Genomic DNA, 11,708 nt, shown 5'->3' with positions numbered 1-11,708 from the left:
GCCGCCGACGCTCATCGACGGACGCACCGGACGACCGGTGCGTCCGCCTAACCCCCTCCTCGGGTGCCTCGTGGGCTCGCGGCCACGAGGCCGGCGGTTGCTGACAGCGATGCCTGGCGTTGTGGCCCAATGAACCTCTGGCTGAGGCCCTGTCCTGCGGATCAGGTCTCGCCGGGATGGCAGATCACATCATCGAAGCGGCGGGATGCGGACTTCCGCCGCGAGTACGCGCGGCGCTCGTAGCGCTCAAGCCGGCTCAACGCTTCAAGGGCTGCCGCCAGAGCCGCGCTGCGCCTGCTCCCGCTCACGGCCTGCGCTGCTTCGGGCAGGCCGCCGAGGGCCTCCAGTATCTCGCCCGTGATCTGTGACTTGAGGGCGAGGACGCGCTGAAGATGGATCTGCGCCTCCGCCACTTCATGGGCGGCAGTGATGGCGTCGGGTGTGCCCGCAGTGAACTCGAGAAGGACAGCCACGAGGCGCTTCACCTCACCTTGCGCCTCCAAGCCGAAGCTCGTGGCGGAAAGACCGTGCTTGCGCGCGTTCTGGCTTGAACGTGCCTTGCCAGAGTCGGTCCTCGGGCCCGTACTCGCCCTCGCGTTCCGCTGGTTGGCCTGCCGGGCACGATCACCGGGGAGTTCGGCTGCGCGCGAACACCCCGAGCGCTCCGCCTCTTCTCCGCTCCCGATCGACAGAGGATCCACGCCCAATTGGGTTCGTTTTGCCAAACGGTCCTTTGTGCTTGGTCCTCTTGGTTTACGGCGGCCCGACATGCCAGACCAAATCGAGAAGCCTGAGAGCGGAAACGAGCGAGGCGCGGCCAGGCTTTAGGAAATGGGTTCGTTCTGCCAAACGCTGGTCTCGATAAAGCCGCCGCGCCCGCTGAGGGCTCCAGAAGCGACCGCCTTCACCAGCGCCTGCGTCGCCTCCGAGGCGTCCCGCGGTACTTCGACCTCACTGCGCGAAAGTTGCATTGAATGCTGCGACCCACCCTGAGGGGATGCGCCAGTTTAGCTAGCGGTCCTCATCCCTGCCATTATTATGCCAAGGGGAGTTCGGATTTCCCAAGCCATTTTTAATCATAGCAATATTAGCTCGTCTCGTATCGCGAAATTTGCACAACCGTTTGATTTCGACGTTACACTCTTCTTCAGAATAGCCTGCTACGGTAAGCCATTCTTCCTTATCCCAAAATTTTTCTCAAGTTGTCGAATCTGATGCTCCACTCAAGGCACGCCGGGATACGAAGCACGAGGTGGCCATCACATCGAACTTCCAGCCCATCTTACGATCAGCATGGTCAATGGCCGACCCAAACGGAGAGGGGGCATTTCGGGGACGCCGATGATACGCAACGATCACCGCGAACGCAGTCGCGTTCCGCACGCAGTCTGCGGGCATTTCCAGGGCTCTGGCATCGCAGATCTCGACGCCGAGCGATGATGGGGAAGTAGAGGGTTGATTGTCAGATTTAGTTGATCGCGACGTGCACGACATCATGTTGCGCATGCTGACCTTTGTTGAGGAGGCGGGGCAGCTAGCCTTGTCGATGCGCGCAGCTGGGCTCCAGGTTGGTCACAAGGGTGATGGGTTGGGGCAGGCCCTGACCGAGGCTGACCTCGAGATCAGCCGCTTGGTGCGTGACCGGTTCGGGCAGCACACGATTGAGGAGGAAACGGCCGACCGATTGGGATGGGCGGAGGCGAGAACACGTCTGTCGAGACCGGGCTGGACCTTCGTCGCGGATCCGATCGACGGAACGAAGCCCTACGCTGGCGGTCTTCCTGGCTGGGGCACGATGATCGCCGCTTGTCGTTCCGGTTGGCCGGAAGCGAGCGTCTTGAGTTTGCCGGCATGGTGCGATGACCGGGCAGGTCCGGTCCAGCATCGATCTGCCGACGAGGAGCGCGGCCTCATCTTGGCAGCCCACGACGGAGTGACGTACTGGGCGCCAACCCTGGGTGGCCGGAGAACCCACGATCTGCAACCGCTGAACCGTTCCTCCGTGCGGACGTCTCATGTCGGCTGGCTCGCTCCGGCTGCACAGCGCTACACGCTGGACTATCAGCAAGGCTTCTTCCCCTGGAGCGAGAGCGGCGCCATCGCGGATGCGGCACTGGTCGCCACAGGCCGGCTCGACGCGACGCTGAGCAACCACAAACTCTGGGATCTCGCTCCGATCCTGCCGGTCCTCGGCGGCGTCGGCCATTCCCTCTATCACTGGCCGGATCTCGGCCCGCCGCCCGCGCAGATCATCGACATGTTCGATGCCGATTTTTCCGGGCACGATGACCTTTGGTTGCTCTGTCGCGACCGTGAACAGGCTGCAGCGCTGGCTGCGGCTATCATGCGGGCCTGAGCCGCTCAATCTCGGCAGGGTCATGAGCTAGCGCAGGCACCACGATGCGCGGTGATGCGGCCCCCAACGCCACGGCCACTGAGCGTGATCCACCATCACGCGCTTGAGGAGGCTCCATGAACGCGAAGGTCCTTTGGGCAATGGGAGCGATCGGGATCATGCTCCCGGTGTCGGCCCTGCTGGCGCAATCTCTCCCGGCCCAGCGCTCCGAGCCCCCATCAATCAATGACAACGCTGTCGCCGAGGCTATCCCGGCCCAGATCCGAACGGTGCTCGCCAATCTCGGGCGGCTGGCACCCTGGAGCAACACCGGGCGTGGGGCCGCACAGCTCACTATCGAGGCCAAGCTTCAGCAGCGCCTCAACATCCTCGACTACGGCGCGGTCTCGGACCCGTCGTGCAAAGTGGACAGCACCCTGGCGGTCCAGAATGCCGTCAATGCGGCAGCGGGCGCGAAACTCGAGATCCCGAGAGGCAGCTTCTGCATCAGCACCGTTACGGTCACCGCGGATGGGACCGATATCGAGGGCGCCCCGGGCGCGCGCCTTCTCCTGACGAGCGCTGCCGGCAACGGCCTCGTCATCGGCGACGGTGCTCGCATCGCGACGAACGTCAATCTGAGGAACTTCACGATCTGGACCAAGCGGGGCTGACGAAGACCGGCGGGCACGCGATCTACGCGCAGAGGGTGCGCAATCTCGGCCTTTGGTCCGTCAATGTCGGCTCAAAGGCCGAGCTGACAGCGGATCGTGGAAAGCCTCGGCTCTACAATGGCCTGGTCGTCCAAGGCTTCGACAACGTCGGCCTGCACGGCACGAACATCTCAGGCGCGGTCAACGATTGCTTTCAGCTCAGCGGCATGGACGCGGGCGCCTTCGGTTCGGAGATGACCTGGGACGGCGGTGGCCAGATCGTCCAATGTGGACATTTCGGAGTGCATCTTACTGGCGGCACGGGCGGCGTGAAGTTCATGTCCGGTGGGGTCTCGCTTGCCAGCTTCGGGGTCTGGTTCTCGACCGATCTCGATCGCGGCGCGATCAATCGGGAGACATACCTGGGCGCTGAGTTCTCGGTGGACAGCAACTCGAACAAGGGCGTCTTCGCGGATGCTAACACCCTGGGCTTCCTGTTCTGCGAAGGCTGCTGGTCGGCCTCGAACGGTTCCGCGGGCTTCGATATTCGGGCACAATCTCCGGGCTCGCTGGCCCGCTTTGTCGGCGCTCACAGCTACAACAACGGCGGCGACGGCCTCGTCAGCCTCGCTCACACCAAGGTCACAGGCGGCTCCTTCATCGAGAACGGCCGAACCACCTCCGGCAATGGGATCAACATCGCCGGCGGCTCCGCCGTCATCGATGGATCGCCCTTCCTTGCAAGGAACAAGGCCAGCAAGGGCGGCGGCTACGGGATCGCAGTTCATGGGGGCAGCGTGATCTTGGGCTCATACGACGCGAGCGCCAATGCGAGCGGCCCGCTCTATACCGGTGTGCCGCTCGGCAGGAGCACGATGGGCAGTCCTCAAGCGCCCGCCTTCCACGCCACGAACGACGCAGCGAGCGGCTGGAGTGTCGACGCGAGCACCGCCGGAACCCCAATCGCGCAAGGAGCAACCTTGGCCATCGCGCCAGGGTCTGGGAAAATCCTTCTCAGCGAGGATCGCACCGGGGCGACGGCGGAGTTTCTGCTCGGTGGGGGCCAAGTCGCCCTTGTGGGGCAGGCCGGCTCGACCTTCGTGGCCTCAGACAAACCACCGCCCGGTAAGATCGGCGTGTTCTGGAATGGCACCTCTTACAGCGTCGGCAACAACTCCGGCGCGCGCGTCACGCTCGGATTCGCCGGGGTGCGGGTACGAGCTAGCAACTGATGCAGCCATCCGGGTTCGCCGTTCAGGGTTAGGCGCTCAGAGCGGAAGCCAGCGGCGCGCCGCGGTCGCATCGGTCTGCATCACCGGCCAGATCTCCCCACAGAGAGAGTATCCAGGGCGCGCACAAGCGACCTGCAGCCCGACGTAGCCCTGCGTTGGTAGCGACCAAGTCGTTAGAGCCAACCGATTAGCTCGCAGACCCGTGTCGCGAGTTGCGACTCACAGCCGGCTTCCACCGCGGAATGAGGGTGTTTGAACAGAGTCCAGCAGCGATTGCAGTTCTGAACCAGAGAGCACCTCAGCAGTTTCCCTCCTGTTATATTGCGGCGAGGGACGCCTATGTCGGACCTGCACAACAGTGAACCGGCCGAGCCGCGTGAAACGGCGAGAAGCCCCTCTGCCCGAAGCGCGGAGCCAGATTTCCTGGACCGCGTCGCAAGCGAGACTGAAAGCACCTCTCCCAAACACATTCACCAACTTGCTGCCTACGGCTACGAAGCGACCGAGAGGCCAGTCGCGCGGCGCTCGGACAGCTTGCAGCAAATTGCCGCGGTTTCCTTGTCGCCTGGCCACTTAAGCGAGCGGGTACAGCTCGCCCACACCTCACCCCCAGGAGCCAATCAGCCGATCGGCAATGTGGAAACCGCTTCTGGTAGTGTCACGGCCGTGCGAAACGGCGCCACAGTGACCCTCCACGCGGGTGATCCCGTCTACAAAGGCGACCTTGTCCGGACCGAGAGTGGAGGCGCAGCAACACTAAACCTCCTGAACGGCGCTGCTCTTCATCTTGGTCATTCCGCAAACGTCGTTCTCAATGAGGCGCCGAGCGTATCTGTCACCGCTCCCATTCTGCCACAGTTCAATCCGCCACATGATTCCGACCAAACGGTAATAAGGCAGAGCACTCCAGGGCCCGATCAGACAACCGGCGGCCCGACTCATCACGCGGTTCAGTTCGCGCCCGGATCTTCAACACCTCCGAGCGTCCTCGCTCTCGGGTCACCGCCTTCGATTAATCCGGTGGCCCCGGGAAGGACGGTGCAAGCGGGCCAGCCGAATAGTGCCCCCGCCGGACTTCAACTTGGCTCGTCTCCAGTTGAGGCGCCAGTGGCCCCACAAACTTCGCCTTCGGCGTCCGCAGCCAACACTGCCGCCCCACCGCTTTCGACTGGCAGCTCGTCGGGATCTGTCGGTCACAGTCTGTCTAACTTCAACAGTAACAGTATTGGAAACGGATTCACTTCTGGAACTGGCAACACAATAGTCTTCAGCACGCTCATTGGTCGCAGCAATTCCGGTGATTCACCCGGCAACGCCGCCGAGACGCCCAGCAACGGCCTGAATGGAAGCGTCTCAGCGGGTCCTAGTCATTCCAGCACTGCACCCGGCAACGGCACCGGTCGAGGTGGAATTCCCAGCGGCCTCGCCCTGGATGGAAACATCTCAGCGGGTCCTGGCAACTCCGGCAACGCGCCTGGCCACGCCGGCGGGGTGCCCGGCAACGGTAGCAGCCTCTCCGGTGGTCCCAGCCTGAACGGAGGCGTCTCCGTTGGCCCCGGCAACTCTGGCAATGCGCCCGGCAACGCCACTGACGCGCCGGGCAACAGCCTCGGTCTGAATGGAGGCGTCTCGATTGGCCCTGGCAATTCCGGCAATGCACCCGGCCGCGCTGGCGAGGCGCCTGGAAACGGCCTCACCCTGAATGGGGGCATCTCAGCGGGTCCTGGCAACTCAGGCAATGCACCCGGCCACGCTGCTGACGCGCCCGGCGATGGAATCGCTCTGAGCGGAGGCGTCTCAGCTGGCCCCGGCAACTCAGGCAATGCGCCCGGCCACGCCGCGGACATCCCCGGCACTGGCAGTGGCCTCCCCGGTGGCCCCGGCCTGAACGGAGGCGTCTCAATCAGCTCCGGCAACTCTGGTAACGTCCCCGGCCAGGCTGCCGACGCGCCGGGCAACGGCAACGGTCTGAATGGAAGCGTCTCAGTTAGCCCTGGCAACTCCGGCAACGCTGCTGACACCCCCGGCAACGGCAGTGGCTTCCCCGGTGGTCTCGGCCTGAACGGGGGCGTCTCAATCAGCCCTGGCAACTCTGGTGACGCACCCGGCAACGCCACTGACGCCCCGGGCAACGGCCCCAGCGTGAGCGGAAGCGCCTCGGCTGGCCCCGGCAATTCCGGCAATGCGCCTGGCCGTGTCGCCGACGTACCTAGCAGCGTCAGCCTGAGTGGAACCGTCTCAGCGGGTCCTGGCAACTCTGGCAATGCACCCGGCCACGCTGCCGACACACCCGGCAGCGGCCTTAGCCTGAACGGAAATGTCTCAGCGGGCGCTAGTAATTCCGATAATGCACCCGGTCGCGCTGGCGAGGCGCCCGGCACAGGCATCGGTCTGAATGGAAGCGACTCAGCTGGTCCTGGCAACTCTGGTAATGCACCCGGCCACGCCGCCGACGCACCCGGCAACGGCATCGGTCTGAATGGAAGCGTCTCAGTTAGCCCTGGCAACTCCGGCAATGCGCCTGAGCACGCTACTGACACCTCCGGCAACGGCAACGGCCTCACCGGTGGTCTCGGCCTGAACGGAGGCGTCTCAATCGGCCCCGGCAACTCCGGAAACGCGCCCGAACACTCTGCCGACGCACCTGGCACCGGTATCGGCTTGAACGGAGGCGTCTCAGTTAGCCCTGGCAACTCCGGAAACGCGCCTGGCCACGCTGCCGGCACACCTGGCAGTGGCATCAGCCTGAATGGAAACCTCTCACCGGATCCCGGCAACTCTGGCGATGCACCCGGCCACACTGCTGACGCACTTGGCAGCGGCCTCAGCCTGAACGGAATTGTCTCAACGGGTCCTGGCAACTCTGGCAATGCACCCGGCCATGTCACCAACGTACTCGGCGATGGCGTCACCCTGAGCGGAAGCGTCTCGGCGAGCCCTGGCAATTCCGGCAATACGCCCGGCCACGCTGCTGACGCGCCCGGGAACAGCATCAGCCTGAATGGAAGCGTCTCAGCCGGCTCTGGCAATTCTGACAACGCGCCCAGCACCGCTGCCGGCGCACCTGGCGACAGCATCGCTCTTAGCAGAGGCGTCTCAGCTGGCCCCGGTAACTCCGCCGAGGCGCCTGGCCATGCTGCCGACGTACCAGCCGGTGGCCTCAGCCTAAACGCGGACGCCTCAGCGAGCGCTGGCAAACTCGGCAACGTGGCCGGAGACGTTGCCGACACACTCGGCAACAGCATCACTCTGAGCGGAGGCCTCTCAGCGGGCCCTGGCAACTCCGGCAACGCGCCTGGGCACGCTGCCGACACACCTGGCAATGGCACCGGTCTGAGCGGAAGCGTCTCCGGAGGTGCGGACCAGGGCCACAACGGCAATAAGCCAGGTAGTGTTCAGGATGTGGCTTCAAGCATCGTTGCTGGTACGAGCACGGCAGGCGGCGAGCCCCACGCTGCTGCGGTAGCAAGCGACACTCAAGGACAGATCAGCGCCAATACATCAAGTCGCGTTGTTGAGCCCACGACCCACAATGCCACTGAGACGACCGGAACCACAGGAAGCTCGAATGGGGTGCAAATTCAGGGCGAAACCCTCACTGCGGCGCCGGAGATCCTCAAAGATAAGATAGGACCAGCGGCTGTCGATGCTCAGCCCACAACAGCTACCGACAGCAAAGGCGAGGATCACGTCACAATAAACACACATGGCGATAGCACTTCAAAGCGTAGCGCATCCAGCGGTCCGATTGAGATCTCAAATTTACACCAAATATCTGCCGATAATCTTGACGCTTTTACCTTTCCGCCACAGCAGATCAGCGCGGACAAGGGCGCTGCGAGCCCCGGCTCAACGCAAAGCGGCAACTTGGGGTCTTTTCTCGCTACATATCTTGCTGACGGCAGCTCGCACCTCGTCGAGGAGCAAACCAACCCGGTTCACGGAGCCGATGCGCATCTTCAGAAACAGAGCACGATCACCGGAGGCGATCTACATAGCGGCGATATGCCGGACCCTATGGCAACCTATCTTCTTACGAGTTCAGCCGACCATGGCCACGTCAGTCACCCAGCATAGGCCGGCAGCAACACCTACAGCTAGCTTCCTCCGGCCGCGAGCTGGAAGGTGTCTCTCGCCCGGTACTTTGGCACCACGGCGGAATTCTTGATGGGCATGCAGGCGACGTATCATCTCGAGATAGCGCGAGATACAGCCGCGCCATTGGTCGAGAAGCAGGTTCAACCGCGAGCAGGGTGACGCGCGAGAGTCTGGTCGGGAAGTTCTGTAAGTCCCCTGACCACGCGACGGCTGAGCATGAATAGCCGGAGCGCTCGTGGATCACGTCAATGCCGCCACAACGGAGCTTCGTCGTCTCGGAGATTATGATGTTCGCTCGCGACCTTAGGGGCGGCATCTTCTTTGTTACCAGCACCTAAGCCCTTCCAAATGTTGATGATGAGGGCGTTTCGAGGGGTCTCGCCCTGGGCTTCGAGGTCCGCTTCACGCGCTTGAAAGTCCTCCGTACGGCCGGTGATGACACCCCGCGTCACCGAGCAACGCCTTCGGACGCGCCGCACGCATAATTTCGTTTCCGCCGGTCTGCCAAGTCGCCGCAGGCGAATTTGCAGAGATACCTCGAAAAGTTTCGAGCTAATACCTACTGCTCAGCCAGCGCAATACTATCCCTGCAACAGAACAAATGCGGCAAGAATTCTCTGCAGCCGCCATTCCGATTGGGAACGCTTTGCCGAGTGCCCGGATTGAGATGGCGATTAATCTGGGAGAACGCCCATGCGCACGACATTCACCGGCCTCGCGATGCTCACCCTGCTCAGTGCCGCTCCAGCTCTCGCGCAGACCAGCGTGACCGGCAAGCCTGCACCGGACGCCGGCACCAGCGAGAAATCCGGCGGCCAACAGGCCGTCACGCGCCCGAACACCGACAGACCGGACGCCAACAACCCGGCCACCACGGGCAAAGCGTCGAGCGCCAAGCTTGAGGAGGGCTCGAACAGCTTCACCGAGGCGCAGACCCGCAAGCGCCTTGAGGATGCGGGCTACAAGGAGGTCAAGGACCTCAAGAAGGACGACAAGGGCATTTGGCGCGGTGCGGCGATGCTCAACGGCAAGTCGGTGAACGTCGGCGTCGACTTCAAGGGCAACGTCGCGGCTCAGTAGGTGAACGTGACGAGACCAGTCCGCCGGAATAAGCACTCAGGAGGCCGCCATGGCTCAGCAAACCATCACCGCTCTCTTCGACCATTATGATGATGCGAGCGCCGCTGTCGCGAAGCTCGAAGCCGCGGGCATTCCGCACGCCGACGTCAGCATCGTCGCCAATAACGAGGGTGACCGCCACTCAGGGCTGATTGGGCGCGGGGACAGGGACCACCGCGAGGCAAAGCAGGGCGCTGAGACCGGCGCCGGAACCGGCGCAACGGTCGGTACGCTGGCCGGTGGTGCCCTGGGCCTGCTGACCGGGCTCGGCCTCATGGCCATCCCCGGAGTCGGACCTGTGGTGGCCGCCGGCTGGCTGGTGACCACTCTCACCGGAGCAGGCATCGGTGCGGCTGCCGGCGGTCTCATCGGCGGCCTGACCGGCGCTGGCGTGAATGAGGCGGACGCTCACACCTATTCTGAGGGTGTGCGTCGGGGCGGCACGCTTGTCACGGTCCGGAGCGATGAGGCTCGCGCTATCACGGTGATGGACATCCTGGAGCAGCACGGCTCCGTCGATGTGCATGAGCGGGCGCAGACCTGGCGTTCGGAGGGCTGGACCGCACCGACCGTGGCCGAGAGCAGCGGGCCCACAGGCTCAACTGCAGGGGCTGGCCTATCGCCTGCCGGGGCCGTGGAGGGACGCACGCGCGTCCGGTCCTATCCGACGATGCCTTAAGATCGGCTTCGGCTGATCCCCGCCGAGAACGTCGTCCAAAACAGCGGTCGGGAGCACGCTCGATGCTCCCGGCCTCTCCCGCTGGCCGGACCGGTTTGGGCGACAGGCGCCGCAGCCTACTTCCTGTTGGCTGATTTGACGGCCGCGCTGACCACATCCTTCGTGGACGGCGCTGCTGCAATCGTCTTCGGCACCGGCTTCTTCGGCTTCTTAGCTTCGCGGTTCCCGTGCTTCTTCTCCGAGGCCATGGGCTCCTCCTGACGTCGAGGCATCATTACTATAAGATTTTGGCCGAGCGCGGGGATCTCATTTGGCTCTTGTCGGAAACGATGCGCTGCGCATCGGCTACGGCCTGTGGTCGCTCGGGCCGCCTGATGTGGTGAGCGTCTTGCCTCTCCTTGACGGGGAGGAGCGATGCTGTCGGAGGCGCACAACGGGCCGAGTTGGAGCTGCTGGTAGAAGCCTTGCGGGCCGATTCGCCCAATGGCCTCTTGAACGCTCCCCGGCGCAGAATGGAGCCGTTCGATCAGAGCGCGTCGCTCCGTGCCCCTATATTCCGCCATAAGTCGGCATCCTGCCTTTGCTCCACACCCGCGCTCCGTTGCTCCGATTGGGATGCTTTTCGTTGTCATCGAGCGATACTCCTGCCGTGCGGAAGCTAACGTCTCGCGTTAGTATGAAGTATGATCGCGAGCTTCCGGAACGCTGCGGCCCGTTCCGCCTGGAAGCGTCGCTTCATCGAAGGTGTCCCGAACGACATCATGAAAGTGACGTTCCGCAAGCTGACGCAGCTTCATAACGCCCGAAGCTTGGATGACCTTCGGGCGCCGCCGGGCAATCGCCTCGAGGCCCTGTCTGGAGATCGAGCCGGTCAACACAGCTTGCGCGTCAACGATCAGTGGCGGCTGTGTTTCCGATGTCAGGATGGCGACGCCTTCGATGTTGAGCTGGTTGATTATCATTGAGAGGTGGCGTGATGGCAGATTTTGCTCCGACACATCCTGGCGAGGTACTGCGAGAGGATTTTCTCCTGCCGCTGGGCCTCAGCCAGTATGCTTTGGCCAAAGCTATCGCCGTGCCAGAGACTCGCATCAGCGAGATCATTCGAGGCAGGCGTTCGGTGTCGGCTGAGACGGCTCTGCGGCTCGCCCGCTATTTCGGCACGTCCCCGGAATTCTGGATGGGCATGCAGGCGACGTATGATCTCGAGATGGCGCGGGATGCTACCGCTCCGTTGATCGAGAAGCAGGTTCAACCGCGAGCCGCGTGACCGGCGGTCCGAGCCGCGCATCTTCTTCAGCCCCATGACCCCTCTATGGCTGAACGCGAGGACAGGGTGCGCTCGTCGGGTACGTCATTGCCGCCGCAGGGGAGTATCGCAGCGTCCGAGCTCGGCCTCACCGATCCGGGTTCTCCGCACACAGAGCGTGCAGTGCGCGCACAAGCGACCTGCAGCGCGACATGGCGCGGCGCTCGTAGCGATCGATCTGCCCAAGTTGATCGATCTTCGTCAGCAAGCCCGCGCGGGTGCTCCGGATCCTGACTAGGTCAAGCTGCGCCTCGGCCACGAGGCGGGCTGCGGCGCGTGCCGG

10 protein-coding genes are annotated in these 11,708 nt (G+C 63.6%); 8 read left to right on the top strand and 2 right to left on the bottom strand.

Annotated elements, in window-relative coordinates; all coding sequences use genetic code 11:
- Positions 1-161: 161 nt before the first annotated feature.
- Complete coding sequence (locus tag DK389_RS32480; protein WP_162560681.1) at positions 162-503, bottom strand: hypothetical protein; 342 nt, start codon at positions 501-503, stop codon at positions 162-164.
- A 980-nt stretch (positions 504-1,483) separates the two neighbouring features.
- Between DK389_RS32480 and DK389_RS16130 the strand changes: the two genes are divergently transcribed.
- From DK389_RS16130 to DK389_RS16110, 6 genes are all read left to right on the top strand, one after another.
- Positions 1,484-2,356: an inositol monophosphatase family protein gene (locus DK389_RS16130; protein ID WP_236960088.1), complete on the top strand. Its 873-nt coding sequence runs from the start codon at positions 1,484-1,486 to the stop codon at positions 2,354-2,356.
- A gap of 116 nt (positions 2,357-2,472) precedes the next feature.
- The gene (locus DK389_RS16125) at positions 2,473-3,009 is read left to right on the top strand and encodes a hypothetical protein (protein WP_109891071.1); all 537 of its coding nucleotides are present in this window, start codon (positions 2,473-2,475) and stop codon (positions 3,007-3,009) included.
- 35 nt (positions 3,010-3,044) lie between these two features.
- Positions 3,045-4,220, top strand: coding sequence for a hypothetical protein (locus tag DK389_RS16120; protein ID WP_109891069.1), 1,176 nt, complete (start codon positions 3,045-3,047; stop codon positions 4,218-4,220).
- A 3,402-nt stretch (positions 4,221-7,622) separates the two neighbouring features.
- Positions 7,623-8,297 carry a hypothetical protein gene (locus DK389_RS32475; protein WP_162560680.1) on the top strand — a complete coding sequence of 225 codons (675 nt, stop codon included), beginning with the start codon at positions 7,623-7,625 and terminating at the stop codon, positions 8,295-8,297.
- Positions 8,298-9,011: 714 nt separating this feature from the next.
- Positions 9,012-9,398 (top strand): hypothetical protein, encoded by a 387-nt coding sequence (locus tag DK389_RS16115; protein WP_109891067.1) that lies wholly within the window; start codon positions 9,012-9,014, stop codon positions 9,396-9,398.
- A 49-nt stretch (positions 9,399-9,447) separates the two neighbouring features.
- Entirely contained in the window at positions 9,448-10,116 is a 669-nt protein-coding gene (locus DK389_RS16110; protein WP_236960086.1) for a hypothetical protein, read from the top strand.
- A 116-nt stretch (positions 10,117-10,232) separates the two neighbouring features.
- On the opposite strand, the gene DK389_RS34980 is transcribed toward DK389_RS16110, so the two are convergent.
- Positions 10,233-10,364 carry a hypothetical protein gene (locus DK389_RS34980; protein ID WP_257791893.1) on the bottom strand — a complete coding sequence of 44 codons (132 nt, stop codon included), beginning with the start codon at positions 10,362-10,364 and terminating at the stop codon, positions 10,233-10,235.
- A gap of 435 nt (positions 10,365-10,799) precedes the next feature.
- Here DK389_RS34980 and DK389_RS16105 point away from each other — a divergent pair, with 435 nt between their 5' ends.
- Positions 10,800-11,081 (top strand): type II toxin-antitoxin system RelE/ParE family toxin, encoded by a 282-nt coding sequence (locus DK389_RS16105; RefSeq protein WP_109891065.1) that lies wholly within the window; start codon positions 10,800-10,802, stop codon positions 11,079-11,081.
- 11 nt (positions 11,082-11,092) lie between these two features.
- On the top strand, positions 11,093-11,386 hold the full coding sequence (locus DK389_RS16100; protein ID WP_109891063.1) for a HigA family addiction module antitoxin: 294 nt from the start codon (positions 11,093-11,095) through the stop codon (positions 11,384-11,386).
- Positions 11,387-11,708: the final 322 nt, after the last annotated feature.

This window comes from Methylobacterium durans (assembly GCF_003173715.1).
Classification (GTDB): Bacteria; Pseudomonadota; Alphaproteobacteria; order Rhizobiales; family Beijerinckiaceae; genus Methylobacterium; species Methylobacterium durans.
The sequence above is the reverse complement of the archived record's forward strand: the minus strand, read 5'-3'. Positions and strand labels throughout refer to the sequence as shown.